Origin of the sequence: Haloarcula taiwanensis, from assembly GCA_002844335.1 — an archaeon.
GTDB classification, from domain to species: domain Archaea; phylum Halobacteriota; class Halobacteria; order Halobacteriales; family Haloarculaceae; genus Haloarcula; species Haloarcula taiwanensis.
Genome location: CP019154.1, coordinates 1 through 25,961, shown reverse-complemented (window position 1 = coordinate 25,961; position 25,961 = coordinate 1). Strand labels below are relative to the sequence as shown.

General features: G+C 63.6%; 24 protein-coding genes and 1 tRNA gene. 12 read left to right on the top strand and 13 right to left on the bottom strand.

Going from position 1 to position 25,961, the window contains the following annotated elements; genetic code table 11:
- Positions 1-75: 75 nt before the first annotated feature.
- Together BVU17_00125 and BVU17_00120 are read left to right on the top strand one after the other, a co-directional pair.
- Positions 76-1,533: a hypothetical protein gene (locus BVU17_00125; protein AUG46010.1), complete on the top strand. Its 1,458-nt coding sequence runs from the start codon at positions 76-78 to the stop codon at positions 1,531-1,533.
- 110 nt (positions 1,534-1,643) lie between these two features.
- Positions 1,644-2,006, top strand: a complete 363-nt coding sequence (locus tag BVU17_00120) for a group 1 truncated hemoglobin (GenBank protein ID AUG46009.1) — start codon at positions 1,644-1,646, stop codon at positions 2,004-2,006.
- Positions 2,007-2,134: 128 nt separating this feature from the next.
- Here the strand turns inward: BVU17_00120 and BVU17_00115 are convergent.
- The 5 genes from BVU17_00115 to BVU17_00095 all read right to left on the bottom strand — a co-directional run bounded on the left by BVU17_00115 (position 2,135) and on the right by BVU17_00095 (position 5,609).
- A tRNA-Arg gene (locus BVU17_00115) sits at positions 2,135-2,239 on the bottom strand.
- 54 nt (positions 2,240-2,293) lie between these two features.
- Positions 2,294-2,590: a hypothetical protein gene (locus BVU17_00110; protein ID AUG46008.1), complete on the bottom strand. Its 297-nt coding sequence runs from the start codon at positions 2,588-2,590 to the stop codon at positions 2,294-2,296.
- Positions 2,590-3,687: a hypothetical protein gene (locus BVU17_00105; protein AUG46007.1), complete on the bottom strand. Its 1,098-nt coding sequence runs from the start codon at positions 3,685-3,687 to the stop codon at positions 2,590-2,592. The genes BVU17_00110 and BVU17_00105 overlap by 1 nt, the downstream gene beginning before the upstream one ends.
- 43 nt (positions 3,688-3,730) lie before the next feature.
- A complete protein-coding gene (locus BVU17_00100; GenBank protein AUG46006.1) occupies positions 3,731-4,231 on the bottom strand; it encodes a hypothetical protein in 501 nt (166 codons plus the stop codon).
- Between the two features lie 37 nt (positions 4,232-4,268).
- Positions 4,269-5,609: an MFS transporter gene (locus BVU17_00095; protein AUG46005.1), complete on the bottom strand. Its 1,341-nt coding sequence runs from the start codon at positions 5,607-5,609 to the stop codon at positions 4,269-4,271.
- A 110-nt stretch (positions 5,610-5,719) separates the two neighbouring features.
- Between BVU17_00095 and BVU17_00090 the strand changes: the two genes are divergently transcribed.
- Both BVU17_00090 and BVU17_00085 read left to right on the top strand, forming a co-directional pair.
- The gene (locus tag BVU17_00090; GenBank protein ID AUG46004.1) at positions 5,720-6,748 is read left to right on the top strand and encodes a radical SAM protein; all 1,029 of its coding nucleotides are present in this window, start codon (positions 5,720-5,722) and stop codon (positions 6,746-6,748) included.
- Positions 6,749-6,856: 108 nt separating this feature from the next.
- Positions 6,857-7,696 (top strand): hypothetical protein, encoded by an 840-nt coding sequence (locus BVU17_00085; GenBank protein ID AUG46003.1) that lies wholly within the window; start codon positions 6,857-6,859, stop codon positions 7,694-7,696.
- Here BVU17_00085 and BVU17_00080 read toward each other — a convergent pair whose 3' ends face one another.
- Positions 7,697-8,017, bottom strand: coding sequence for a zinc ribbon domain-containing protein (locus BVU17_00080; protein AUG46002.1), 321 nt, complete (start codon positions 8,015-8,017; stop codon positions 7,697-7,699).
- A 107-nt stretch (positions 8,018-8,124) separates the two neighbouring features.
- On the opposite strand from BVU17_00080, the gene BVU17_00075 reads away from it, so the two are divergent.
- The gene (locus BVU17_00075) at positions 8,125-8,640 is read left to right on the top strand and encodes a hypothetical protein (GenBank protein ID AUG46001.1); all 516 of its coding nucleotides are present in this window, start codon (positions 8,125-8,127) and stop codon (positions 8,638-8,640) included.
- A gap of 3 nt (positions 8,641-8,643) precedes the next feature.
- Here BVU17_00075 and BVU17_00070 read toward each other — a convergent pair whose 3' ends face one another.
- Positions 8,644-9,018, bottom strand: a complete 375-nt coding sequence (locus tag BVU17_00070; GenBank protein ID AUG46000.1) for a hypothetical protein — start codon at positions 9,016-9,018, stop codon at positions 8,644-8,646.
- Between the two features lie 254 nt (positions 9,019-9,272).
- On the opposite strand from BVU17_00070, the gene BVU17_00065 reads away from it, so the two are divergent.
- Positions 9,273-11,627, top strand: a complete 2,355-nt coding sequence (locus BVU17_00065; protein ID AUG45999.1) for a histidine kinase — start codon at positions 9,273-9,275, stop codon at positions 11,625-11,627.
- Positions 11,628-11,814: 187 nt separating this feature from the next.
- Here the strand turns inward: BVU17_00065 and BVU17_00060 are convergent, their stop codons facing one another.
- Positions 11,815-12,906 (bottom strand): aminopeptidase, encoded by a 1,092-nt coding sequence (locus tag BVU17_00060; protein AUG45998.1) that lies wholly within the window; start codon positions 12,904-12,906, stop codon positions 11,815-11,817.
- Between the two features lie 328 nt (positions 12,907-13,234).
- Here BVU17_00060 and BVU17_00055 point away from each other — a divergent pair, with 328 nt between their 5' ends.
- Positions 13,235-13,918: a transcriptional regulator gene (locus tag BVU17_00055; protein ID AUG45997.1), complete on the top strand. Its 684-nt coding sequence runs from the start codon at positions 13,235-13,237 to the stop codon at positions 13,916-13,918.
- A gap of 55 nt (positions 13,919-13,973) precedes the next feature.
- Here BVU17_00055 and BVU17_00050 read toward each other — a convergent pair whose 3' ends face one another.
- The gene (locus tag BVU17_00050; protein ID AUG45996.1) at positions 13,974-14,483 is read right to left on the bottom strand and encodes a YfcE family phosphodiesterase; all 510 of its coding nucleotides are present in this window, start codon (positions 14,481-14,483) and stop codon (positions 13,974-13,976) included.
- A gap of 66 nt (positions 14,484-14,549) precedes the next feature.
- Here BVU17_00050 and BVU17_00045 point away from each other — a divergent pair, with 66 nt between their 5' ends.
- Positions 14,550-15,521: a cation transporter gene (locus BVU17_00045; GenBank protein ID AUG45995.1), complete on the top strand. Its 972-nt coding sequence runs from the start codon at positions 14,550-14,552 to the stop codon at positions 15,519-15,521.
- On the opposite strand, the gene BVU17_00040 is transcribed toward BVU17_00045, so the two are convergent.
- A complete protein-coding gene (locus BVU17_00040) occupies positions 15,500-16,252 on the bottom strand; it encodes a hypothetical protein (protein ID AUG45994.1) in 753 nt (250 codons plus the stop codon). The genes BVU17_00045 and BVU17_00040 overlap by 22 nt on opposite strands.
- A 76-nt stretch (positions 16,253-16,328) precedes the next feature.
- Between BVU17_00040 and BVU17_00035 the strand changes: the two genes are divergently transcribed.
- Together BVU17_00035 and BVU17_00030 are read left to right on the top strand one after the other, a co-directional pair.
- Positions 16,329-18,506 (top strand): helicase, encoded by a 2,178-nt coding sequence (locus tag BVU17_00035; GenBank protein ID AUG45993.1) that lies wholly within the window; start codon positions 16,329-16,331, stop codon positions 18,504-18,506.
- A gap of 70 nt (positions 18,507-18,576) precedes the next feature.
- Positions 18,577-19,209 carry a phosphoserine phosphatase SerB gene (locus BVU17_00030; GenBank protein ID AUG45992.1) on the top strand — a complete coding sequence of 211 codons (633 nt, stop codon included), beginning with the start codon at positions 18,577-18,579 and terminating at the stop codon, positions 19,207-19,209.
- 272 nt (positions 19,210-19,481) lie between these two features.
- Here BVU17_00030 and BVU17_00025 read toward each other — a convergent pair whose 3' ends face one another.
- Together BVU17_00025 and BVU17_00020 are read right to left on the bottom strand one after the other, a co-directional pair.
- Positions 19,482-20,780 carry an O-acetyl-L-homoserine sulfhydrolase gene (locus BVU17_00025; GenBank protein ID AUG45991.1) on the bottom strand — a complete coding sequence of 433 codons (1,299 nt, stop codon included), beginning with the start codon at positions 20,778-20,780 and terminating at the stop codon, positions 19,482-19,484.
- 380 nt (positions 20,781-21,160) lie between these two features.
- Positions 21,161-22,729, bottom strand: a complete 1,569-nt coding sequence (locus BVU17_00020; GenBank protein AUG45990.1) for a DNA polymerase II — start codon at positions 22,727-22,729, stop codon at positions 21,161-21,163.
- A gap of 88 nt (positions 22,730-22,817) precedes the next feature.
- On the opposite strand from BVU17_00020, the gene BVU17_00015 reads away from it, so the two are divergent.
- On the top strand, positions 22,818-23,528 hold the full coding sequence (locus BVU17_00015; GenBank protein ID AUG45989.1) for a S26 family signal peptidase: 711 nt from the start codon (positions 22,818-22,820) through the stop codon (positions 23,526-23,528).
- 128 nt (positions 23,529-23,656) lie between these two features.
- Positions 23,657-24,310, top strand: a complete 654-nt coding sequence (locus BVU17_00010) for a S26 family signal peptidase (protein AUG48789.1) — start codon at positions 23,657-23,659, stop codon at positions 24,308-24,310.
- Between the two features lie 73 nt (positions 24,311-24,383).
- Here BVU17_00010 and BVU17_00005 read toward each other — a convergent pair whose 3' ends face one another.
- The gene (locus BVU17_00005; GenBank protein AUG45988.1) at positions 24,384-25,961 is read right to left on the bottom strand and encodes a cell division control protein Cdc6; all 1,578 of its coding nucleotides are present in this window, start codon (positions 25,959-25,961) and stop codon (positions 24,384-24,386) included.

Below are 25,961 nucleotides of genomic sequence, written 5' to 3'. Positions count from 1 at the left end.
CTTTGAGATTTTCACCGGCACACACTTTACCGCCACTCGCTGGTTGTCGCGTAGCATTCAGTCGCACCCAGAGCTATGAGAACGCAGCTGTTGACAGGACTGGTTTGTCTCCTTCTGGTTTGTGCGTCCCCGGTCGCCCTCGGTGTCGGATCGGGACTACCAGAGCGAGGCAGCGCTGGCGGCGACAGTTCGATTGGCGTCGAGTACGCAATCGATAGAGAGCCGAACCAGACCGGTCACGTCCGGGTAACCGCGACGATTGATCGCCCACGACACGTCACTGGACTGTCGGTGCGGACGCCAGCGGAGGCGACAGTCCACAGAGCTGACGGCCTCCAGTCCAATGGCGACCGCTGGCGTCTCAGCGGTGCTGCCAGGACAGCACGGTTGACCTACACCGTGCCGGTCGGACTCTCGACAGCGTTCGGCCAGCGGACCGCCGACACCCACAACTGGACGCTATTGGCCAGACAGGAAGTGTCACTGCGTGCCCGCTGGCGCTGGCACGTCGGGCCGCGGCCCACGTGGAACGAGTCACTCGCGCTCGCGCCCGGTCAGAGCGGTGTCGCCGGGAGGACAGCCGCCTACATCGGTCCCCACGGGACAGAAACCAAGACGGTCGATGGCGACCGAATCACGCTCATCGTCCCGGCAGCGTCGGAGCTGCGGCCCGACAGAGACGCCATTCTAGACTCTATCAGCCATGCGAAGCGTGCCTCGACTGCCGGACGGGACCACGACCACATCCGCGTGTTTGTCGCGCCGAACGAACTCGCGTCGGGCGGGTACGCCCCCTCGAACGGCGAGCCGGACGTCATCGTCAACGCCGGGGAACCCGTCCGCTCCCCGGTCAACGTCTGGGTCCACGAGTACCGCCACACCCGACAGACGTTCGAGGCGACACCGGAGATGGTGTGGCTCGAGGAGGGGAGCGCCGACTACCACACAGCGGCGCTCACCTACACCGCGGGCGACATCGGGCAAGACCGGTTCCGGGACAGGGTCACGACCGAGCGTTACGAGACTGCGGACCTGACACGGCCCGACAGCTGGGACGGCCCCGGGCCGCAGTACCACAAGGGAACGCGCGTCGTCGCAGCCATCGACGCCCGCCTCCGACAGACGACCGACGGTCGCCGGACGTTCGAAGCCGTCCTCGGCAGGCTGATGCAGCAGGACGACCGCGTCACTCTCGCGCTGTTCGCCGAGACGGTGTCAGCCGTCGCCGGGACGGACCTCGATGCATTCGTTCGGCGGGCCGTCACTGGCGACGCACCGTCGGTCCCGATGGACGCGCTCATAGACCTCAGCCCGCGACGGAGCGGGTCGGCAGACACGACCGAGCGGCCGATGAACGCCGCGCCGGCACTCGAGCGCGCCACCACGGCGACCAGCGCCGGGGACAGGTCCGGGGCCGGCGTCGGTACTGCACGACCTGTCACCGACCGCCATGGAGAGTGGACCGTCCTCGGGACGCTCGGTATGCTGACGGTGGTGCTGGTCTCTCGCCAGCGACGGCTGGAACGGCCGTAGCTCCAGATAGGCGTCGTTCGAGCCGGGAACGTCGGCGCGGCCGCGGCGACGACCGACCCGAATATGTTCTTCCACAACCGTCATGTCGACCGCTTCCGTGCCCTCCAGCAATGGCATCACAGTCCATCTTCGAGCGGATCGGCGGTCGCGACGCGGTCGAGGCGGTGGTCTCGGATTTTTACGACCGCGTGCTTGACGACCCGCTGCTCGAACCGTACTTCGAGGAGACCGACATGGACCAACTTCGCAGCCACCAGGCGCAGTTCATCAGCGCCGTCACCGGCGGGCCGGTCGACTACGACGGGGACGATATGCAGACCGCCCACGAGGGCATGGGGATCACAGAGGACGCCTTCGCCAGTGTCGCCTCCCATCTCGAAACCGCGCTCCGCGAGAACGGCGTCCCCGACGACGACATCGAAGCAATCCTCACCGAAGTCGCTGCCATGGAAGACGACATCGTGGAGGCGTAGCCCACCGGCGTGTCAGTTTTTCATCAGAAAGGCGAGTGCGTTTCTCGACCACGAGACGAAGGCAGTGACTCCCGTGTGCGGAACCTCCTGTGTGTTTCGGCACGCTTCGGTATCGTTCAGCGGCGGGACGGGCACGGTGGGATTCGAACCCACGACCGTCGGATGTCTTCCCCCGATGGCAGCGCCAGCGGAGATAGAAGTCCGACGCTCTATCCGGACTGAGCTACGTGCCCTCGCTGTCGTGTACTTCCGGTAGTGACAAAAGAAATGCGGAACACAGTCGCCAGTCAGTCGTGGGGGTCAAGGTCTTCTTCGACATCGTCGGGCGTTGTAATGGCGTTCACGTTGCCGGTCTGAATCGCTGCCAGTCCGTCCAGACCACAGAGGGCGTCGATTTCGTCCTGTGTCGCCGAGACCAGCAGGTCGTCGAACTGGAGGCGGCGCTCGACGGTCGCACCGGCGGCCTCCGCGGCGGCGGCAACGCGCTCGGGGTCAGCACCGTCAGCCGTTTCGAGAACCAGATCGACGGGTTCGCCGTCGACTGGGTCCGCGCGCAAACTCTCGACGGCACGAGAGACGTACATTATTCGGATGAGGGGCCCCCGGGGCCTTGATTGTGCTGTTCGGGGCGGTCGAAGCGGGCCTCCGCGACGGCAAAGGCCAGCGTACTGACCAGGCCGAGCAGCGTCCCGCCGGTGAGCATTATGGCGAGATACTCCAAGTCCTGAGTGCCGAGGAAGAAGGCGCTGACGGCGTGTAACACGAGGGCGATCGAGAGGACGTAGAAGGGGGCGTTGAGATATCGCCACCGGAAGCTCCCGTCGAGATACTCGTCGGTCACCCGGCCGAGGCTGGAGGTGATGCCGGCGGCGGCGAACCACTGAATCGCGCCCGACACCAGCGACGCGATGACTTCGAGTGCATCGGGGTCCGTCTGGCGTCCGAGTTCCTGAACGCCGTTGACGCCGCCGATAGCAAGGAGTGCGGCCGCAACGACGTAGGTGATAATCGTCACGCGCCCGGCGTACAGTCCGGCGGTCGTTCGCTCGACCGCTTCGTCCAGTATCTTCTCGGCACCGAGGCCTCGGGCGAGAATGTAGAGTCCGAGCAGGCCGGAGATGACACCGAGCGCAGAGCCGGGGTAGCCCAGCGCTTCAATAGCGATTGTCAACGGGTAGATGAGCAGGAGAATACCCAGCGGCACCAGAATTGTGCCGCGGGTTTCCGGGTCATCAAGCACCTGCTTGATGGTGTAGTACATCGATTCGAGATTCTGGGCCTGCCGGACGACGACGCGGCGGACGCCGTCGATGCGAACCCGCGAGCGGATAACGGGGACCACCGACTCGTCCTGTGCGCCGTCGGTGACGAGGAGTGCCCGGACATCCTCACTGGCCGCCAGCGACGCGAGAACAGTATCGACCTCCTCGCCGACCGCGCGGTTGGCGGCGACATCGCTCCCGTCGACGCCGGTGACGGCCGCGACTTCGACCGGCTCGTCGGTGATGTCGTCGTAGATGTGGACGCCCTCGAAGAGGACGTTCACGTCGGAGTCCTCCGGGTCGTTCGAGGCCAGCGCCACCGCTGCGTCCACGACGGCATCGCGCCCGATGACTGGCGTCTCGATGCCGGTCTTGCGGCCGAGGTCGTCGTCGAGGTCGATACACAGCACCAGCAGCATCTGTCGGCGCTACGCCGTCTGTGTTTAACTTCTTTCGGGACCGCTACCCCGATTCCGTCGACGGCCCGCGGGTCCGGCGCTCGACGAGCAACAGCGCCGCGAGGCCGAGGATGATGAGGGTGTAGGCCCCGGCCGCGAGGAGGGCGGCCTGTTCGGAGGCGTACTCGCCGGTGCGGAAGATGATGGCCTTCCGGACCATAGCGATGACGCCCGTGTAGATGACCAGGCGGACGATTCGCCGGGTCTCGCTCTCCTGGGTGTAGGCGACGACGGTCTGGTACACCTCGACGATGATAAAGAGGAGCAGGGCGGTGTCGATGAAGCCGACGACGACCAGCGGGTCGGTGATGTCGCCGCGGATGGCGCTCTGGAATATCTGGAGTCCGAGGTCGAACACGCCGATGGCAAACAGCAGGACAAGCACCAGCGCCGCGACCACCTCGACGTACCGGATGGCCGTCTCGCTGAGGGCCAACACTCTGTCGTCGAACGACTCCGCCGCCGGCAGCGGCCCGCCCACGGGGTCGGACTCCTCGTCGTCCATACACCCGAAACGGACCCCAGCACATTCAAAGCGGTCCCTACCTGGCATGGCCCGGGTCGGCCGGCCGCGGCTCGTAGGCCGCCGGTGTCGTCCCCAAGCGGGCGACGAGCCACAGCACCGGGAGCAGGAGGACGCTCCCGACGGCGAACGGCGACCAGTAGCCGACGGCGAAGTACAGCCCGCCCATGACCGGCGGGCCGACGGTGCGGGCGAGGCTGCCGGCCCCCTGCGTGATGCCGAAGGCGCTCCCCTGGACGGCCGCGCCGGCCCGCTGGGAGACCAGCGCCGTCAGCGTCACCGAGAGGATGCCGTTGCCGAGCGGCAGCAGCGTCAGCACGAGCAGGAGGCCGAGCAGGTCGGCGGTGAGAAACGGGACGAGTGCGGTCAGGTCGGGCAGGGCCGAGCCGACGGCCCGCGAAGCCGGGATGGCACCGACGCCGACGACGAGCAGGCCGGTCCCGAGAAGCGAGAGCCGGACCGGGCTGTACCGGGCCGAGAGCCGCCCGACCAGGACGCCCTGGGTGACGACCGCGAGGACGCCGATATAAGTCAGAAGGAGCGCGCTCTGGGCCGCGGTGTAGCCGTAGATGTCGGCGACGTAGGGGACGAACATCACCTGCACGCCCGAGAAAGCAAAGGAGACCAGGAAGAAGGCCGCCAGCAACGGGCGGAGGCCGGGGGTCGCCACCGCCGTCCGGAGCTGTGAGAGCGCCGAGGGGCGGCCGGTCGCCGTCGGGGTTCCCGAGGCGGGCCTGGATTCCGGGAGAAACAGGAGGGCGACGACGACGCCACAGAGGCTCGCGGCCGCGGCGGCGAAGCTCGGGAGCGAGAACCGGGTGACGGGAACGGCCGCCGGCACGAGCGCGTCGACGGCGGCGACCGTGGCGTCGAAGCTCAGCACCGCGCCGATGCCGGGGCCGAAAATGAACCCCAGGCCGAAGGCGGCCCCGATGAACCCGAGCGCCGCGGCGCGTCGCTCCGGCGGCGTCACGTCGGCGACGTAGGCCTGGGCCGTCGAGAGGTTCCCGCCCATCGCGCCGGCGAGCATCCGGGAGACGAACAGCAGCCACAGCGCGTCGGCCAGCCCGAACACCGTCCACGCGACGACGGAGCCACACAGCGACACCACAAGCACCGGCCGGCGGCCGACGCGGTCCGACAGCGAGCCAAGCAGCGGCGCGGAGACGAACTGCATCGCGGAGTAGGAGGCCGCCAGCAGGCCGATGACGAACTCCGTCCCGCCCGGGAACGACCGGGTGTAGTACGGGAGGATGGGGATGACGATGCCGAAACCCAGCAGGTCCAGGAAGACGACGAAGAAGACGACCGCGAGGGCGCGGCGGCGGGAGCCGGCGGTGCCGGTCCCGGTGGCTGTCATACCTGCCCCTGGGTCGGGGAGCCGGATAAGCGCGCCGGGGCCGTGGGCGTCTCTCGCACGCCGAACCCGATGCGCACGCTTTTTCCCGCTGGGAGCGGTGGCTAGAGACAATGATTTCCGAGGGCTGCGAACAGTGCGCCAAAGGCGGCAAGATGGTGCTGTTCGTCTACGGCTACTGCGACCAGCGAGACTGCTTCTACTGTCCCCTCGGGGAGAACCGCAAGAACGTCACCCAGATGTACGCCAACGAGCGCCCCGTCGAGGACGACGCCGACGTCATCGAGGAGGCAAGGCGCATGAGCGCGCTCGGGACCTCCATCACGGGCGGCGAACCCCAGGAGGCGCTGGACCGGACCTGTCACTACCTGGAGCTCCTGAAAGACGAGTTCGGCGAGGACCACCACACGCACCTGTATACGGGCATCACCGGCGGCCGGGAGAACATGCGCCGGCTCTCGGAAGCGGGCCTCGACGAGATTCGCTTCCACCCGCCGCTGGAGCAGTGGGGCGACCTCCACGGGACCGAGTGGGAGGACATCCTCTACATCGCCCGCGAGGAGGGGCTGACCCCCGCCTTCGAGATCCCGGGCATCCGCGCCGAGGAGGAGTTCCTCGAATTCTTAGACGAGGGCGCGGCCGACTTCTGTAACATCAACGAGTTCGAGATGTCCGACGGGAACTACCGCCGGATGCAGGAGGAAGGCTTCGAACTGAAAGAGGACCACATGAGCGCCGTCGAGGGGTCCCACGACATCCTCGAGAAAATGGGCGACCACGAGAAGGTGTACTTCTGTACGAGCGTCTTCAAGGACGCCGCCCAGCACCGCTCGCGGCTCAAGCGGATGGCTCGAAACATCCGGCGTCCGTTCGACGACGTGACCGAGGACGGGACGCTCGTCTACGGGAAGGCGTGGACCTCCGAGGCGCGGCTGGAGGCACTCGGCGTCCCCGAAGAGTACTACACTGTCAAATCCGAGCACGTCGAGCTGGCCTGGTGGCTGCTTGAGGAAATGGTCGAAGAGGGCGACCTCGACAAGGGCGAAATCGTCGAGCAGTACCCGACCTACGACGGGACGGTCGTCGAGCGGACACCGCTGGCCGGCGGCGCGGATAGCGGGCGGGCAACTGCGGACGATTAGCAAGCCACCCCGTGGTTCGTTGCAGCGTGCCTGAGAGAGTCGGAAAGAGACGTTGTGCTGTCAGGACGTGGGTTTATGTCCCGCCTCAGAGAAGTGAGGGTACGCTCGATGCGCTTTGGTATCGACAGCGGCAAACTCCTGTACGCACTCGGTGTCCTGTTCGCCGCGGCTGCGCTCCTGTATTTTGTCCGTGATGTCGTGTTCGACCTCTCGATAACCGTGAAAGCGGCGCTGCTGTTGCTGGCCTTTATCGCACTGTTCGTTGCGGGTGTAGCCCTCGAACGAGACGTACTTGACGTCGTTGCCTTCGCCCTCAGTGGGGTGACCTACGTCGTGTTCGTCGGCTACGTCGTCGTTCGGTATTCGCCCGGCGAGACGGGAACGTTCCTGTTGCTCGCCATGTCCGCAGGACTGTTCGTCGGGCTCGGCTACGCGCTCCGGGCAGGGATTCCGACGCCGTCGCAGCGAACGGCGGCGGCCGCCCTCGGCGGCCTCCTCATCGTGAGTGCTGGACTCGTGGGTGCCGACGCGCTCAGCGGCGGGGTGGCCTACGATGTGCAGACAAACGAGTCGGTCACCGTGTCGGTCCCGGAGACGGAACACACCCCGAACAGGTACCCGTACATCGAGGCAGAGGTCGGGACCGTTACCGCGTCGAACCCCTCTCCGTTTCTGCGGGCGCTAGATCTCCCCTCACTTTCGGGCTGTCTGGTCGGCCCGACAGAACATCCGGATGACAGCGTGTTCATAAACACCGATATCAAGTGGGACGAGGACACTATCGGCGCTTCGGCGACAAAGTCCTACGCCGTCAGGGCTGAGTTACCGATTGACCCGAACCGGACGGAGTCACAAACGTACGCCATCGAACAGGGACACGACTGCAGTACGGAGCGCTCTGAGCCAACGCTGGTGGTGCAGGTCAGCCAGAGCGACACGATAGACTGACTACTCCAGTTCTGTGAGACACTCCTGACAGTAGCTGGCGTCTTCCATGTTCGGCGTGCCGCAGGTGGCACAGGTTACGACTGACAGACTGGTCTCCGACAGCGGCGACGACTCATCGTCAAGGATTGCGTCGGCCGGCCAGTCAGGGCCAGTCAGCGACTGGTCCTGCATCTCAGCGTGTTGGTGGACCTGCTGAATGAGTTCGTCGTCACGCATCGCTTCGAGGCCGCGCCATAGCCCCAGAAACAGCAGCGTCGGCGCGACGATGACGAATAGGCCAGCGATGACGCGCAACGCCAGTTCCACCTGGCCGAGTGCCATATGCTCACAATGAACTGGACAGTCGAGTATCCTTCGCCGCATCTGTCGGCTTGCGGGCCGTCAAACGGCGTCGACGCCTTCTTGCCTCGTCTCGCTGAAGGCGGGGTATGAGTGGTCCTATCGTGGCAGTCGGTAGCGTCCTCGCTGTGGTCTTGCTTCTCGGACTGAGCGCGTTCTTTTCCAGTTCGGAGATAGCAGTGTTTTCGCTGCAAAAAGACTGGATAGCACAACAGGCAGCGACGGGGGAACGACGGGCGCAGGTGCTGCAGGAACTGTACGATAACCCCCACCGACTACTGGTGACGCTGTTGGTCGGCAACAACATCGTCAACATCGCGATTTCGAGCATCATCACCGTCCTCGTCGCGAGCTATCTCTCGCCCGGACCGGCGGTCGTTGCAACCACGGTCGTGACGAGCGTCCTCATCCTGATTTTCGGGGAGATCGTGCCCAAGGCGTTCGGCCTCGGCAACGCACAGGCGTGGGCACTAACTGTCGCGTCGCCCGTCCGACTCGTCGAGCGCGTACTCTCTCCGCTTATCACCGTGTTCGATGGCATCACTGGCCGGATAACCGCACTCATCACCGGTGAAACGGACATCGAAAAGCCGTATCTGGAGTGACCGTCAGTACTGGTACAGCGAAACGACGAACGGGAGTCTGTTGTACATCCAGATTGCCAGCGGCAGGCCGACGATTGTCAACGACAGCGCGTACGCGACACCGGTCCAGACGCCACTGGCCCACCAGCCAACGAAGACGAACCAGATCGCCCGGACGAGCAGTGAGTGCTGCGAGCCGCCAGCACTCTCCGTGACGAGCCGATCACGTCGCTTGAGCGTCAGCACCAGCGGCACCTTGTTTATCATTTTGATGCCCAGCGGGAGGCCGATGATTGTGACGTTCAGGAACCACGCGACTGAAAGCCAGATGCCGGTCACCCACCAGCCGACGAGCAGGAACCACACCGCCCTGACGAAGAGGGACCGCTGTTCACTCATATCGGCACTACCATACCTGCCAGCATAAGTCTCCGGTTCGAAGGGAGACGACTGTGGTAACACCGCACCGCCGATATTGAATCTGAAACTGGGGCGGCGGCCAGGAATGTCAGCACATCGGACAAGCAGTTACAGATAGTGACATTTCAGCCCACAAATCGCCGATTTCCCGGGCAAATCATTCGTATATGCCTCTGTCAGTATCTCTATATATCTCGTAGTTTTTTGTACGATAACTGGAAATCGCCGGACGAATGGTAAGCCGAGATGCCCGCCCCCGAATCGCCCACCTCGTCCCGGCCGCTGTGCGAGAGAGTTTCGTCCGGAAGTTCGTGGCCGCAGTGCTGGTGGCGGTCCTGGTTGCCGGCGGAATCGGGGCAGTGTTTTACACCGATACGACGCGAACGCTCGACCAGCGAGTGCAGACACAGGTCGTCTCGACCGCCGAGTTACAGGCCGACGGGCTCGACAACTGGGTCGACGGCTTCCGACGGCAGACCCAGACGCTCTCGTCGGTCAAGGAGTTCCAGAACGGGCAACCGAGCGTCATCAGGGACTACCTCCTGCTGGAATCGAGCGACCTCACCTCGGAGTTCGTCGCCGTCCACTACGTGCAAGCCTCGGACGGCACGGTCGAGGCGAGCACCGCGAGCGGGGTCCGCGGGGAGACACTTGCATCCCTCAACGTTCCATGGGGGTCGGAGATGGCAGCTATCGACAACGAGACAGATACGTCCGGGACTGTCGTTGTCCCAGAAGAGCCCTACAAGTCACCGGTAACAAACGACAGCGTCCTGGCGTTCGTCAGCTCCGCGCCGCAGAACACGGAACACGTCATCGTCGTTGAGGCGAACCTCTCCGCGCGTACCGAATCGTTCCGTGGGTCGCTGGCCGACAGCGAGACGACGATTCTCGGACCGGAGGGAACGGCTGTCGTCGGCAACAGTATACCGGGCGAGGCCGTCACTACGGTCACACGCGAGGGCGGCAACGGCTTTACCCAGTCATCGGAGACAGTGTACGGGTATTCGAGCCTCGACAGCATCCGGTGGACGGTCGTGACACAAGTGCCTGCATCGAGCGCCTATGCCCTCCGTAACCAGATTGCGACCAGTCTCCTCCTGACGCTCATCTCCGCAATAGTAATCCTCGGCGGCGTGACCGTTGCGATGAGCAGGCGCTCGGCGACAGCTCTCTCTGAACTCGCAACGACGGCCGACGAGATGCGCGCAGGCACCCTCGACGTGACGCTCGAGACATCTCGGTCCGACGAAATCGGACAGCTGTTCACCGCCTTCGACGAGATGGGGCAGTCGCTCCGCGAGCAGATCGCTGACGCGGAGGCGGCCAGGGAGAACGCCGAATCCGCCAGAGAAGAGGCCGAGTCGGCGAAAGAAGAGGCAGAAGCGGCTCGCAAAGCCGCGGAGACACTCAGCGATAGGCTCCAGAACCGCGCCGAAGACTACGCCGAGGTCATGGCTGCGTGCGCCGACGGCGACCTGACAGCACGGATGTCGTCCGACGCTGACGCCGAGTCGATGGCCCGGATCGCAACAGCCTACAACGACCTGCTCGACGAGTGGGAAGACACCATCCGCGAGGTCCGAGCGTTCAGTGAGGCCGTCGACACCGCAACCGAGACCGTCTCGGAGAACGTCGACGCAGTTCAGGACCGCAGTACCAGCGTGAAATCCTCGGCCACAGAGATGGCCGACGGGGCAGAGACGCAGTCGGAGAAGCTCGAAACCGTCTGGACGGAACTCGAAGACCTTTCGGCGACTGTCGAGGAGGTGTCCACCGCCGCTGACACGGTCAGAGACCGGGCTGACGAAGCGCTCAGCCGGTCACAAAGCGGACGAGCGGCTGCCGAGCGCGCGGCGACGGCGCTCGACGAGATCGAACGGTCGACAGACCAGACTGTCACACAGGTCGAAGCACTCGACGCACTGATGGGTGAAATCGAATCCGTTACCGACCTCATCACTGACATCGCCGACCAGACGACGATGCTCGCGCTGAACGCCAACATCGAGGCCGCCCGGGCCGGAAGTGAAGGCGATGGCGACGGCTTTGCTGTCGTTGCCGACGAGGTGAAAGCGCTCGCCGACGAGACGGTGACAGCGACCGACGATATCGAGGCCGCTATCGGCGAGATGCGTCAGCAGGTCGAGCGCACTGTCGACGAGATGCACGCCACACAGTCGAAAGTCGATACTGGAACCGAGACGGTCGGCGATGCCCTCGATGCGTTCGACGACATCGTCGGCGACATCGAGGATGCGACCAGCGGGATGCGAGAGATCGACCGCGCGACAGACGAGCAGGCTGAGTCGACACAGGAGGTCGTCTCGATGGTTGAAGGGGTCGGCGACATCAGCGACGACACGGCTGTCGAAGCGGCCGCCGTCGCCGACGCGGCGACCGAGCAGGTCGAGGCCGTCGATGACGTCGAGTCATCCGTCGCGAACCTCTCCGACCGCGCCACCGACCTCGGGCAGTTGCTGGAAACGTTCACCGTCGACGAATCCGACACTATCGACAGTGGGACTGACGTGTTCGAGACGGCCGTCGAGGACCGAACGGGAGCAGAGTCGACAGGGGACGACTGAGCCGTCAACGTCCAGCAGCCGATAGCCGCGGTCGGTACTCAGTCCTCAAATCCGTCCTCAAAGACGAACGTCCCGTTTCGCTGGACGACCTGCGCCGACCTTTTTTTGCGTCGGGTCGTCTCTGGCGACCGCTCCTTGAAAAACGTCGATGAAGAGGCCGGCCGCTCACTCCGTTCGCGGTCAGTACTCAGTCCTCGAACCCGTCTTCGAAGACGAACGTCCCGTTTCGCTGGACGACTTCGCCATCGACTTCGATGAACGAGTCCTCGCTCATGTCGACAATCATGTCCACGTGGACGGCGGACTCGTTTTGTTCGTTGTCCTCGCCGACAGTGGCGTCGTAAGCTCGTCCTACCGCCATATGGACGGTGTCGCCCATCTTTTCGTCGAACAGCATATTGTAGGAGAACTGGTCGATATCCCGGTTCATTCCGATACCCAGTTCGCCGAGTCGGCTCGCGCCGTCATCGGTTGACAGCACCTCTGTCAGGAGGTCCTCGTTCTTCGCGGCGCTGTGCTCGACGACTTCGCCGTCCTCGAAGCGAAGGAAGACATCAGTCACTTCCCGGCCCTGGTGGTACAGCGGCTTGTCGAACAGCACCTCGCCCTCGACGCTGTCTGGGACCGGTGCGGTGAACACCTCGCCGCCGGGAAGGTTCTTTTCGCCGTAATCGTTGAGCGTCTCGTTACCGGCGACGGACATCGTCACGTCCGTTGTCTCCCCGGAAACGATGCGGACTTCGTCGGCGGGGTCGAGTATCTCGACCATCTGTGACTGGTGCTCGCGAACGGCGTCCCAGTCTTTGAGGACAGCATCCCAGACGAAGTTCTCGTACCCTTCCGTGGACGTCTGGGCGAGCTGGGCGTTGGCGGGCGCAGGGTATTGCGTGAGACACCAGGTCTTCGAGAGCCGCTCGTTCAGGAGCGGCTGCTGGGACTGCTGATAGGCGGCCGTCGTTTCGGGGTCGACGTCGCTGGTCTCGGTGACATTGTCGCTCCCCTTGATGGCGATGTACGCGTCCATCTCCTCGTACAGCGCCTCGACGTGGCTCGGCGTCTCGAACTCGTCCCGGTTGCGGAGGTAGGCGCGACGGAACCGCTCGCCGAGGCGGTCCTGCACGACAAGCGGATTTGCGCCGCGGTCAGCAGCGAACTCGTGTAGCGCCGTAACGAGATCCGCAGCCTGTGGGTGCGCGTCGATAACGAGGTTGTCGCCTTCGCTCAAATCGATAGAGTGGTCGACAATGACTTCCGCGTGTTCGCGGATACGTGGGTCCATACAGATAGGCACCACCGACGCCCCCTAATCGTTACCCTCCCGGCTACTTCTTCTTGCTCTGCTGGAACCCTTCTTTGAAGCCCTGGAAGGTCCGCCGGAGCATCAGATACATGAAGAAAAAAAACAGGAGCACAGCAGCGAGGAGTGCGTATGTGAGCAGGTCGGCCATACCGGCGGTTGTCGAGCCGAGATGAAAATGCTTTCGGGAGGAGCGCCTTCGGGCGTCTACCGGTCGATTTTGGAGGGTAAAATACGGGTTTGACCGATAGCTACAACGGTCACTGTGCTTTGGCAAAGACTCATAATCCCATAGAACATACAGATAGTCATGTCGTTGCTGCCCTCTCGGGACCCGGCGACCCCGGACGCCGAACCCCGAGTCATCGGTGTCGACAGTGATGATGCGGACGACGTGCTGTCGGCACTCTCGGCAGAGACAGCGCGCAATTTACTGTCAGAACTAAACAAGGAGCCGGCACCGCCGTCAGAGCTGGCCGACCGGGTGGATACGTCGCTGCAGAACGCACAGTATCACCTGAAGAAACTGAAAAACGCCGGCGCGGTCGAGGTCGTCGATACGGCGTACTCCGAGAAGGGACGCGAGATGGACGTGTTCGCGCCGGCCAACCAGCCACTCGTTATCTGTGCCGGTGACGAACAGGAAACGTCGGGACTCCGGGCGGCGCTGGCGAACATTATCGGCGGTTTCGCTATCATCGGCTTCGCAAGCCTGCTGGTCCAGCAAGTGTTCGGGAGCGGGCAGGGAACGCTGTTTGGCGGCCCGACAGTGTCGTCCGGGAGTGCGGACACTGGCAGCCGGGACCCGAGTTTTTACGCCGAGAACGCGACTGTGACCGACGGCGGCTTCGAGGCTACTGCGGGTGCACTCGACACTGCCGCACAGGGCGGTGCCGAGGCCGCTGCCGCCGTGATTCCGCCGGGCCTTGCGTTCTTCGCTGGCGGCGCATTTGTCATCGCGGGCATGGCGGCGCTGTGGTATATCCGGCAGTAACCGCCTGCAGCCGGTTTGCTCCGGTATTACCACAATTAGCGTCGCTACGATACGCTCACCGATTGACGATAGTCGTCGAAATCGGCGTCCCGTCCGGGGAGCGAAGGCGGACGCGAACGTCGCCAGCCATCACGTCCAGTTCCGCGTGGGCCGGTTGATAGCGCCGCGGGTCGGCGTAGCTACCCGGATTAACCAGCGTCCAGCCGCCAAAATCGGTCAGTACGGGTTTGTGTGAGTGACCGACGACGACGATGTCGGCCGCCTCCTGTCGGGCCAGCATGCCGAGTGCGGTTTCGGTGTGCTCGTGCCCGTGGACAACGACGATGGTCAGCCCTTCCCAAGAGACGGTCGCAACGTCTGGGAGTCGATCACGGACCGGTGGTCTGTCGTTGTTCCCGACAACGCCGGTCAGTTCGTCGCATTCGGCCTCGATGGCATCGAGGACCTGCTCAGTCATGAAATCGCCTGCATGGAGAACATGGTCGGCGTCGCGGACAGCGGCAAGCGTCCGACCTGTCAGCCGGTGGTCCTCCGTTCCGTGCGTGTCTGAGATAGCAGTGAGCATACTGACGGTAGCGGGGCCAGGTATAAATCCAGAAGCATTTTGCGTTACGGTCGTGACGGAAAAATAATGGCAGGGAGTAAATCAGTCGTCATCGCCGCACTGATAGCCAACGGCGCGATTGCGATTCTGAAGTTCTTCGGCTTCCTTCTCACGGGGAGTGCCGCGATGCTGTCGGAGACGTACCACAGCATCTCAGACACCGGGAATCAGGTGTTTCTACTCATCGGGATTCGGTTCAGCGAACGGGAGCGCGACCGCCGTCATCCTTTCGGGTACGGCAAGGCACAGTTCTTCTATAGCTTCCTCGTCTCCGTGTTCCTGTTCGGCATCGCCGGCTGGGAGAGCGCGAAACACGGCTGGAACGAGCTCACGGCCGGCGGCCACGGCGGTGGTGGACACGCCGGCGAGGCCGTCGAGTTCCTGTTTTTCTCCTTCCAGCCCCCGGCGTGGCTGGACCCGCTGTGGGTCAACTACACCGTCCTCCTCGGTGCGTTCGTGTTTGAGACGTACGCACTGGTGAAGGCCCGCGCGGAGATGCAGCGACAGATAGACCGCAACGACTGGTCGGGATACCGCGAGGCGTTCCGCAAGACCAGCGACGTGACGACGCTGACCGCCCTGACCGAGGACGCCATCGCACTCGCGGGGATCGTCATCGCGCTGGTCGGCCTGTTCCTCGAGCAGCAGACCGGTAACCCCTTCTTCGACCGGGTTTCCGCACTACTCATCGGGATTATGCTGATGGGCTTCGCCCTGGCACTGGCCTGGGAGAACAAGCGGCTCCTGCTGGGGGAGAGTCTCCCGACGGACGAGGAACAGCGCCTCCGTGAGGTTGTCATGCAGAACGAACACGTGGACGAAATTATCGGCTTCCGGACGGTCTACTTCGGGCCGAACGAGGTCATCGTTTTCGCAGACCTGCAGTTCGACCCGGCGCTGGACACGGAATCGATAGACGACGAGATAACGGCGCTGGAATCGGCGATGCAGGACACCAACGACGACATCAGGAAAGCCTACGTCGAGCCGGAACTGTAAGGGTCGTTGTCTTCGAGCCACCACGGAATCGGGACGCGGGCGATATCGGTTGTGACCGTCATCGTCGTGTCGATATCCGGCCGCTCCGGCCGCTGTTCAGTGTGTTCGACATGTCTGATTACTCCCTGTCGGTCGACGTACAGCCGTGACCGCACGACCGCGGATTCGTTTTCGGCGGTTGGTGTCTCGACCGCATTCGTTGCGGCCAGGACAGCGACAGGCCGTCCGTTCCGCTGGACGGACGCCACCGTCCGATACGCAGTGTTCGACAGGAGCCGTCGAAGCAGGTCAACGCCGGGCGGCGAGGCGACAAGCGACGTGTTCGGCGTCGCTGGCGTGGTGGCGTACGGCGTATCGGGGTCGTCCCGGACGTTCGTGTACAGCGTCCCGTCGGCGAGGACCACGTCGTCCGATATCGGACCGAACCGCTGTCTGACCCGCTGGATGCCTCGTTGACGGTCGATCCAGACGTCGAGCGTGTTCTGTGGCCCGGCCTGTTCGACGTGTCGATGGAAGTTCCGGTTCGAAAGTGCCCGCTGATGGCGGTCGAGCAGTCGGTCCACGTCGACCCTCCCGTCGCTGGTCGGGACTGTGACCGTCGCCTCCGGTGTGTTAGTGGGGACGGGCGCTGGCGTCACCGGGTCGCTGTCGTCCGCCGACGGGCCAGCCGGGAGGAAGCCGGAACACCCCGCGAGAAGGGCAATACCGACGGCGAGCGTGACACGCCACATGTATCTCTTGAGGAGCGCTCGCGGCAAGTAGCTGTGGGGGCGAACCCTTTTGCCGGTGAACGGCCAATCGGGGCACGTGGCAACGACAGACGACGGCTACATGCGGTTTTTCCCCTTCGAAGAGCCGTACGACCATCAGCAGGAGGCGATGGGCACGATATACGACGCCCTCGAAGAGGGTCGGGACGTGCTGTTCGAGGGGGCCTGTGGGACCGGAAAGACGCTTGCATCGCTGGTCCCTGCGCTGGAACACGCCCGCGAGACGGGCAAGACCGTCGTCATCACGACGAACGTCCACCAGCAGATGCGCCAGTTCGTCGAGGACGCCAGAGCGATAACGGACCAGGAGCGCCTGCGGGCCGTGGTCTTCCGGGGCAAGGGCTCGATGTGCCACATCGACGTGGACTACGAGGAGTGTCAGGCACTTCGAGACACGACCCGTGACCTGGTCGAGGTCGAGAACGACATCGCCGAACTCGAACAGCGCGAGGGCGAACTCCTCTCGGACGGCCAGGCGGGCAGCAGCGAAGCGATGGAGGCCCGTAACGCCGTCGTCGAGGAACTCCGGGACCTGCAGGACGAGCGCGAGGAAATCGAAACCGAACGCTCGACCTGCGACCACTACTACCGGAACCTTACTGTCGACACCAGCGAGTTCTACTCCTGGCTGTTCGACGACGTCCGGACGCCCGATGACGTGTACGAGTACGCTCACCAGCAGGGCCTGTGTGGCTACGAACTGCTGAAAGAGGGGATGGACGGCGTCGATCTCGTCGTCTGTAACTACCACCACCTGCTGGACCCGACCATCCGCGAGCAGTTCTTCCACTGGATCGGCCGGGACCCCGAGGACATCATCGCGGTCTTCGACGAGGCCCACAACGTCGAATCGGCCGCACGCGACCACGCCCGGCGGACGCTGACGGAGAACACGCTCGACCAGGCCATCGAGGAACTCGACGGCGAGGACGACGCCCGGACCGACGCCGCGGCCAACGTCATCGAGACGTTCCGGGACGCGCTCGTCGAAGCCTACGAGGACTCGTTCGAGTTCGGCGGGCGCGCGGCCGTCGACGAGCACTGGGATGACGTGACCATCGCTAACGACGACCGGAAAGACGACCTGACGCTCGCCTTCCTGCAGAGCTACACCGGCCCCGGCTTCCACGAGGAACTGGACCACGCGCTGGACCTCGGCCGGGACCTCGACGCTCGCTACCAGGAGGCGTTCAAAGAAGGAGACCTCGACACCAGAAAGGAATGCCAGACGCTGCAGGCCGCCGGCTTCATTTCCGACTGGCTCGATGAAACGGACGAGACCGGTCAGTACCCCGTCGTCAGCGTCCGCCGGGACGAATCGACAGACGAGGTGTACGGCCGCGCGGAACTGTACACCTGCATCCCCGAGCAGGTGACCCGCGACCTGTTTTCCGACCTGCACGCGGCGGTGCTGATGAGTGCCACGCTGCGCCCGTTCGACGTGACCGAGAACGTCGTCGGCGTCGACGACCCGGTGACGATGGCCTACGGTGCGCAGTTCCCCGAGGAGCGCCGGCGGACCTATGCCGTCGACGGCCCGGCGCTGTTTTCCAGCGAACGGGACGACCCACAGACCCAGCAGCGCATCGCCCGCACGCTCGAAGACATCGTCCGGTTCACCCCCGGCAACACACTTGTGTTCTGCCCCTCCTACAGCGAGGCCGAGCGCTACCACGACATGACCGCCGTGAGCGCGACGCGATACCTCGACGAGCCGGGCACGCAGGCCCGGGACCTCCGGGAGGCCTTTACCGACGGCGACGACGGCGTGCTCTACACCTCGCTGTGGGGGACGCTCGGCGAGGGCGTGAGCTACGACGGCGACGACGCCCGGACCGTGGTCGTGGTCGGCGTCCCGTACCCCCACCTCGACGACCGGATGGATGCCGTCCAGGACGCCTACGACGTGGCCTTCGGCGACGACGAGGACGAGGCCGGCTGGCGCTACGCCGTCGAGATTCCGACGGTCAGAAAGACGCGGCAGGCCCTCGGACGAGTTGTCCGCTCGCCCGAGGACTTCGGCGCGCGCATCCTGCTTGACAAGCGCTACACGGAGGCCGCCGAGATGGAGATGCACGACTACGCCGTCCGCGGGACCTTCCCGCCGGAGGAACGCCGCGAGATGGTGGATATCGGGCCCGAGAAACTCAAGTTCGCGATGCTGAATTTCTACCAAGATATGGACGCCTACGACGGGCCGCCGCCGAAGCCTTGAGTACGGGTTCGGAACAGCGACCGACCGGAAACCGGATAGTTTGAAACCCTCCACGTGAAACGGACGGGTAATGCTAGTCGCCTTCGACTTCGACGGGACGCTCTCCGATTCGGAGATGACGGTCCTGCTCGGGAGCCAGAACGGGACGGCCGAGGACATGGCCGACATCACCGAGCGCGCGATGAACGACGAAATCGAGTACGCCGAGAGCCTGCGCCAGCGCTGTGCGCTGCTGGAAGGCCTCTCGGATGAACAGGCCCGGGCGGCCTTCAGTGAGGTCGCCCTGCGTCCGGGTGCAGCCGAGGTCATCACTGCGCTACGAGACGCCGGCGTCTACGTCGCTATCCTCACTGGAGGGTTTGAGCGCGGCGTCGAGGCTGCACTCGAAACGGAGGGGGTCGAGGTCGACGCCATCGTCGCCAACCGACTGCCCGTGGCAGACGGAAAGCTGACCGGCGAAGTTCGCGGGCCGCTCATCTCCGGGACGAAAGACGACGCGATGGAAGTCGTCACCGCCGTCACCGGCGAAGACCGGGACGCGACTGTTGCCGTCGGCGACGGGGCCAACGACCTCCCGATGCTCGAAGTGTCGAACCTGGCTATCGGCTTCGACCCGAAACCGGCCGTCGCGCCGTCGTGTGACACGACAGTCGAGACAATGGACGAACTGTACGAGCTGCTGGAAGCCGAAGGAATCCTGTAACGAATCTCTGTTTTTGTCGCTCACGGTCACGACCTGTACGCTGCACGGTAGACGGAGAACAAACGGGGAGAGGCACGCTCCCCACGGACGCGAGCAGTCGTTGTCGGACCAATGACAGAGTATGGTTGAGCGTGAACCGACGCGTGCTCGCTACCAGCGACGGTTCATTGAATGCATTGTCTTCTCCCGTAATAAGCCTAATGAATAGATGAATTATTGCAGTACTTTGATACGCACGTTCAGAAAAGTTCTGTAGAATACCGTATTCTTCGTTAGTTAGTTGCCTGGCCGATTGCCTGGTCGAGGTCGGCTTTGATGTCTTCGACAGACTCAGTGCCAACAGAGAGACGAACCATGTCGTCAGTGACGCCAGCGGCGGCCTTCTCCTCGTCCGTGAGCTGCTGGTGGGTGGTCGAGGCCGGGTGGATGATGAGCGTCTTCGCGTCGCCGACGTTGGCCAGCAGCGACGCAATCTCGGTCGATTCGACGGTCGTCCGGGCGGCGTCGTAGCCCGCGTCGAGGCCGAACGTTATCATGCCGCCGTAGCCACCGTCGAGGTATTTGCTGGCGGTGTCGTGCGTTTCGTGGTCGTCGAGGCCGGGGTAGGTGACCCACGATACTTCGGGGTGGTCAGCGAGGAACTCGGCAACGCCCATGGCGTTGTCACAGTGGCGATCCATCCGTGCGGGCAGCGTCTCCAGACCCTGCATCGTCTGCCACGCGTCGAAGGGCGACTGCTGGCAGCCCAAGTCACGGAGACCGCGAGCGATGGCGGCGTAGGTGAAGGCCGCGTCCTCGAATCGCTCACGGAAGTTGACGCCGTGGTACGCAGGGTTGTCGCCGGCGATTTCGGGGTACTTGTCCGCGTGTTCCTCCCACGGGAAGGAGCCGCCGTCGACGAGGACGCCGCCGACGGTGGTGCCGTGGCCGTGAATCCACTTCGTTGTGGAGTTCCAGACGAGGTCAGCCCCGTGCTCAATCGGGTTACAGAGGTACGGCGTCGCGAACGTGTTGTCGACGAAGAAGGGGACGCCGTGGTCGTGGGCGATCTCGGCCAGGCGCTCGAAGTCGGGCGTGACGAGCGCCGGGTTGCCGATGGTCTCACAGTGGACATAGGCTGTGTTTTCGTCGATAGCCTCGGCGTAGGCGTCGTAGTCGAGCGTGTCGACGAAGCGGGTTTCGACGCCATTGCGCGGCGCGGTGTGGGTGTAGTAGGTGTAGGTGCCGCCGTACAGCGACGACGCCGTGACGACGTTATCACCGACGTCCGCGAGGAGGAAGGTCGCCAGATTCAGCGACGCCATGCCCGACGCGGTGGCGACCGCGCCGACGCCGCCCTCCAGCGCCGCCAGCCGTTCCTGCAGCATCCCAACTGTGGGGTTCATCAGCCGCGAGTAGATGTGGCCCGGCTTCTCCAGTGCGAACTGCTTTGCGGCGTCCTCGGCGTCTTCGAAGACGTAGGAGGTGGTCTGGTACAGCGGCGGCGCGCGAGAGCGGGTCTCGGCGTCCGGCTCTTCCTGGCCGACGTGCAAGGCGTCGGTTTCGAATCCGTGGTCTTGGTCGTCGCTCATACACTCCGCTTTCACCTGATGGGTCTTAATAACGACCACACCGGTGAGCCCCGCCACTGCTACGAGATAGCGGTGATTATTCGGGCCGTTTCCGGACGTATTCGGGCGCGGAAGGCCGTGTGGAGTCAGTATCGTGCTTCTGGAAGAACACGAAGAGAAGTACTCGGGCCGGGAGCGAGTGGTGCGACGACTGTCGCACCCGAAGCGACCCGGGGAAGGGCAGGCCTGCGGTCGTGCCGGGCGGTTAGCATACCGGTCGCCTGGCGACCGGTTTCACCGGACGCGAACGGAGTGAGCGTCCGGCCTTTTTCGCCCACGTTTTTGTACGGGGGTTGAGCGCTCGGCCCCGGCGAGCGCGAGGCCCCCGTGGAAAAAGGTGGTTAGGTAAACTTCCGGACCGTCATCGAAAGCGTATCCAGGTCCAGAATCGGCGCGAAGCCGGCGTCGGGGTCGATGTTGACGCTCTTCTGGAACGCGGTCTGGGCCTGCCAGCACCCGGAGTTCAGCGCAACGACGTTGTGGTACTCGCCCCAGCCGAGCTTGTGGACGTGGCCAGTGTGAAACACGTCCGGGACCTCCTCCATGACCAGATAGTCGCGGTCCTCGGGGGCGAGCCGGGTGTGACCGCCGTACTGCGGCGCGACGTGGCGCTTCTTCAGGAGCTGGTACATCGCCTTGTGTGGCTCCTCGTAGCTGGCCTCCTCATCCGGAAGTTCGGCGATGACCTCGTCCAGCGAGACGCCGTGGTACAGCAGCACCGTGACGCCCTCGACGGTGACCAACGAGGGATTAGAGTGGACCTGAGCGTCGTGGGCAGTCATGATGTCCCGGAGTTCCTCGTCGAAGCCGGGCTGGGGCTCGGCCAGTCGGACGGCGTCGTGGTTGCCCGGAATCATCCGGATTTCCATATCGCCCGGAACCTCCTTGAGGTACTCCGAGAATGCGCGGTACTGGTCGTAGATGTCGATGATGTCCAGTTCCTCGTCTTGCTCAGGGTAAATGCCGACGCCCTCGACCATGTCGCCGGCGATGAGGAGATACTCGACAGTCTCAGCCTCTGGGGTGTGGAGCCAGTCCGTGAAGCGGTGCCAGGCGTCCTCCATGAACTCCTGGCTGCCGACGTGGATGTCTGAGATGAGTGCCGCCTGAACGTGACGGTCAGCGGTCGAGGGGCTGTGCGTTCGGGGCACGTCCGGGAAGTACAGCGAGTCCACAAACAGGATGCCGGCGTCGTCGGCCAGCGTTCCCTCGACGGCGATGACCTCGTCCATGAGCAACTGCTGGACGAGGTCGGCGATAGGGCGGTCTTTCATCACCAGACAGGGGAAGGTCCCGTTCGTGTCCTCCAGTTCGACGAGCCAGTGCCCGCTGGCGGTCGAGCGGATGTCCGAGACCATCCCGATGAGCGCCGCGTCGCTGCCGCCACCCATGTTTTCGATTGCGTCGGTCGGCCGGTGGTTCACTCTGCCACGGAGTTTGCTCGCCAGTTTCTCGTAGCGGTCCCGGAACACCGAGACGAAGTCCGAGTACTCGCCGGTCCCAGTTGACTGACCGGTCATGTCGTTCGCGACCTCGATTGCCCGGAGGGATGTGTCCACATCCCGTGACCCCTCCGTTTCAGGTGGAGAAGACGTACCCGGTTCGGTCGACGCGGCTGCACTCGTTCCAGTTGAAACGGAGGGGTGTGGATTGGGAGGGGTGCCGGTAATTTCGTCTCCTGCGCCTGGTCCGGTTTTCGGCGTGCTTCCCGCGTCTTCTGCCGTCTCAATCACAGATTCGACGTGGTCGGTTGTCAGCTTCAGCGCGTCATCGGGCAGGGTTTCGAGTGCGCGTTCCAGTGTCGCCGATGGATCCGGGGTATCGGCGATCCGCGTCACTGCTTCGCGCTCCGCGTTGTAGCCGCGGCTCGCGAGTTCGCTGACGATTCGTGCCGGCGTCTCCAGAGGCACGTTCCACACTCAGTGTCTGCGGGCAAAAGGATAGCGGACCGACAGTCGTCACAAGATTGATACCCCGCTGTCGGCAATCCGAGGTAGGATGGGCCGGGACGAATCGACCAGCAGCACGTCGCCAGACGAGACGGAGGAGGCTGCTGACACCAGCCCAACGTTTCGTCTCGGCCTGTACGTCCGCGACATCAGTACGAGCGTCGGAGCGGTCATGCTCGTCGGTGCGCTCCTGTTTGCCGTCAGCGGAGTGTGGCCCCCGCTTGTCGCAATCGAGAGCGGGAGCATGGAGCCACACATCGACACCGGTGACATGGTGTTTGTCATGGACGCAGAACGGTTCCCCGGACAGGGGGCGCGTCACGGCGTTGTAACGGCGGCAACCGGGGCCGAAACCGGGTATCGGACCTTTCAGCAGTCCGGAGATGTCATCGTCTTCGAACCCAACGGTAACGAACAGCGAACGCCGATTATCCACCGGTCGATGCTGTGGGTTGATGCCGGCGAGAACTGGTACGACCGAGCGAACCAGACGTACATCGGAAGCGCGGACAGTTGCGACGAGCTTCGGAACTGCCCGGCCCCCCACGCTGGGTTTATTACGAAAGGTGACAACAAAGTGACCAACACGAGATACGATCAGGTGACCGGAGCGAGTACTGTTGTGCGCCCGCAGTGGGTTATTGGAACCGGAATCTTCCGAATCCCGCGTCTCGGGTACGTCCGGGTCCAGCCGTCCCAGCTATGGCACACAGCAGCGACTATAGGGGTCGGAGAAGCTTCAGCGCCAGCGGCAAGTTGACTGACTCGGACGGTAGTGGTCGCTGTAACAACAGAAGGTTGATTGGCCGCCTCCGAGTATTCGTGGTACGAATGGCCGGGTCAGACCATCGGTCGTCGGACGGGGACGGAACCGAGGGACCGGGAGGGATGATGTACGTGACCGATATCGTCAGTAGCGCCGGTTCAGTCCTGCTTGTCGGGGTGTTGCTGTTCGCCGTTAGCGGCGTGTGGCCCCCACTGGTCGCTATCGAAAGCCCGAGCATGGACCCGCATATCAAGGAAGGCGACCTCGTGTTCGTGATGGAAGAGGAGCGGTTCTCCGGCCCAGGTGATCACAGGGGTGTCGTTACTGCGGCGAACGACGACAGCTATCGGAAGTTCCAGCAACCGGGCGACGTTATCGTATACGAGCCCGACGGCAACAGTCGGCAGACCCCGATCATCCACCGAGCGATGCTGTGGGTTGATGCCGGCGAGAACTGGTACGACCGGGCGAACAAGGACTACATCGGGAGTGCGGACAGCTGTGACGAACTCAGCTCCTGTCCGGCCGACCACGCCGGCTTCATCACCAAGGGCGACAACAACGGCCGGTACGACCAGGTCGGCTCCAGCCCAATCAGCGAACCGGTCAAGCCTGGGTGGGTCGTCGGTACCGCGGAAATGCGGGTCCCACTGCTGGGGCAGGTCCGGCTCCAGTGGAACCAGGCTGGAGCGACCGACGTAGTACCAAGCGGGGCAGGACCGGCAGTGACGAACGAAACAGGGTCGACAGCCACGAACACGACTGCGTCCGGGTAGTTCGTCACTCTCGATAGGGGGACTGTTTCACCTGCGACGGCGGAGACTGCCGGGCGCTCAGACAATCCGCAGATCAGTTGTCGAAGCGGGCCTGCACGAACGGCTGGACGTCGTCGATATCGCCGAGTCGTGAATCGGACAGAAGTACCGCCTCCGTCTCCTCGGTTGGAACCGACAGCGAGATCTCTTTCGTCCGTCCGTATCGGCCCTTCGAGACAACGACGGCGTTGACGATGCCGAGCATATCGAGTTCCGAAATGAGGTCAGTGACGCGGCGCTGTGTCAGGATATCGGCGTCGATCTCCTCACAGAGGTTCTTGTAGATGTTGAATACCTCGCCGGTGTTGATGTTGTGGACGCCGTTTTTCTCCAGAAGGATGATGGCGAAAAGGACGATCTTCGACTGGGTGGGAAGCGTCCGGACGACCTCGACGACGCGGTCGAGTTCGATCTTCTCCTGAGCTTGGCGGACGTGGTCTTCGAGGACGTTGTCGGTCTGGTCGCGCTCGGCGAGTTCGCCCGCAGTCCGGAGGAGGTCAAGCGCACGACGTGCGTCCCCGTGTTCCTGTGCAGCGAAGGCCGCACACAGCGGGATGACATCCTCGGTGAGCGCGTCATTTTTGAACGCCACGTCGGAGCGTGCCTGTAGGATGTCCCGGAGCTGATTCGCATCGTATGGCGGGAAGACGATCTCCTCCTCTCCGAGGCTTGATTTGACCCGAGGATCGAGGAAATCAGTGAACTTCAGGTCGTTAGAAATGCCCATAATCGAGACGCGGGAGTTCTCCAGTTCGGAGTTCATCCGGGAGAGGTTATACAGGGTATCGTCGCCGCTTTTCTCGACGAGCTTGTCAATCTCGTCGAGCATAATGACGACCACGCGCTCGTGGTAGTCGACTGCGTCGAAAAAGGAGCTGTAGACCCGATCCGTTGGCCACCCGGTCATCGGCACTTCCTCGAACTCCGCCTTGTCTGCTTCCAGCGAACTGATTTCGGTTTCGATGTCGTCGAGAGAGTCAAACGCCGTCTCTTCGAGTGCAGCCGCCGTGTTCTCGCGTGCGCGCGACTGGAGGTCTTCGAGTTCGGCGATTCGGTCGTCGATGAGCCGGGCATTCTTGTCGATGAACTTATTCGCGAGCTGAGCCAGTACGCGGTACTGGGTGTCGGTCACCTCGCAGTTGATATACTCGACCTCACAGGGAACCTCGTACTTCTGTGAGGTCGTTTCGAGTTCCTCGCTGACGAACTTCGCGGACGCGGTTTTCCCTGTTCCCGTCTTGCCGTAGATGAGGATATTCGACGGCGTATCACCGCGCAAGGCGGTAACGAGAATCGTCGCCATGTTGTTGATCTGCTCCTCGCGGTGGGGGAGTTTGTGTGGCGTATACGAGGGGCGAAGGACCTCCTTGTTCTCGAAAATGGGTTCCCCTTCGAGAAGGTCGTCGAACAGGCCACGGGACGCTTCGTCTGAGGGATCATCGGATCCGGTATCGAGATTGTCGAGAATGACATCGTCGAGATCTGATGGCCCGGTCGATATGTCGGGGTCCGTTTCGGAGCCGGGGTGCCCGTCGGACCCGTCGGCATCGTTCGACGTTTCTGGTGTCGACAGATCGGATTCCGGGGCCGAGTTGTTGCTTTCGTCAGTCAT

Coding starts and splice junctions, on each gene's coding strand:
- BVU17_00095 (AUG46005.1), bottom strand. CDS start 5,609: ATGACAGCCACCGGGACCGGCACCGCCGGCTCCCGCCGCCGCGCCCTC.
- BVU17_00105 (AUG46007.1), bottom strand. CDS start 3,687: ATGCTGCTGGTGCTGTGTATCGACCTCGACGACGACCTCGGCCGCAAG.
- BVU17_00050 (AUG45996.1), bottom strand. CDS start 14,483: ATGCTCACTGCTATCTCAGACACGCACGGAACGGAGGACCACCGGCTG.
- BVU17_00015 (AUG45989.1), top strand. CDS start 22,818: ATGGGCCGGGACGAATCGACCAGCAGCACGTCGCCAGACGAGACGGAG.
- BVU17_00075 (AUG46001.1), top strand. CDS start 8,125: ATGAGTGGTCCTATCGTGGCAGTCGGTAGCGTCCTCGCTGTGGTCTTG.
- BVU17_00080 (AUG46002.1), bottom strand. CDS start 8,017: ATGGCACTCGGCCAGGTGGAACTGGCGTTGCGCGTCATCGCTGGCCTA.
- BVU17_00055 (AUG45997.1), top strand. CDS start 13,235: ATGTCGTTGCTGCCCTCTCGGGACCCGGCGACCCCGGACGCCGAACCC.
- BVU17_00025 (AUG45991.1), bottom strand. CDS start 20,780: ATGAGCGACGACCAAGACCACGGATTCGAAACCGACGCCTTGCACGTC.
- BVU17_00110 (AUG46008.1), bottom strand. CDS start 2,590: ATGTACGTCTCTCGTGCCGTCGAGAGTTTGCGCGCGGACCCAGTCGAC.
- BVU17_00010 (AUG48789.1), top strand. CDS start 23,657: ATGATGTACGTGACCGATATCGTCAGTAGCGCCGGTTCAGTCCTGCTT.
- BVU17_00100 (AUG46006.1), bottom strand. CDS start 4,231: ATGGACGACGAGGAGTCCGACCCCGTGGGCGGGCCGCTGCCGGCGGCG.
- BVU17_00085 (AUG46003.1), top strand. CDS start 6,857: ATGCGCTTTGGTATCGACAGCGGCAAACTCCTGTACGCACTCGGTGTC.
- BVU17_00070 (AUG46000.1), bottom strand. CDS start 9,018: ATGAGTGAACAGCGGTCCCTCTTCGTCAGGGCGGTGTGGTTCCTGCTC.
- BVU17_00120 (AUG46009.1), top strand. CDS start 1,644: ATGGCATCACAGTCCATCTTCGAGCGGATCGGCGGTCGCGACGCGGTC.
- BVU17_00060 (AUG45998.1), bottom strand. CDS start 12,906: ATGGACCCACGTATCCGCGAACACGCGGAAGTCATTGTCGACCACTCT.
- BVU17_00040 (AUG45994.1), bottom strand. CDS start 16,252: ATGTGGCGTGTCACGCTCGCCGTCGGTATTGCCCTTCTCGCGGGGTGT.
- BVU17_00030 (AUG45992.1), top strand. CDS start 18,577: ATGCTAGTCGCCTTCGACTTCGACGGGACGCTCTCCGATTCGGAGATG.
- BVU17_00065 (AUG45999.1), top strand. CDS start 9,273: ATGGTAAGCCGAGATGCCCGCCCCCGAATCGCCCACCTCGTCCCGGCC.
- BVU17_00090 (AUG46004.1), top strand. CDS start 5,720: ATGATTTCCGAGGGCTGCGAACAGTGCGCCAAAGGCGGCAAGATGGTG.
- BVU17_00125 (AUG46010.1), top strand. CDS start 76: ATGAGAACGCAGCTGTTGACAGGACTGGTTTGTCTCCTTCTGGTTTGT.
- BVU17_00005 (AUG45988.1), bottom strand. CDS start 25,961: ATGACTGACGAAAGCAACAACTCGGCCCCGGAATCCGATCTGTCGACA.
- BVU17_00045 (AUG45995.1), top strand. CDS start 14,550: ATGGCAGGGAGTAAATCAGTCGTCATCGCCGCACTGATAGCCAACGGC.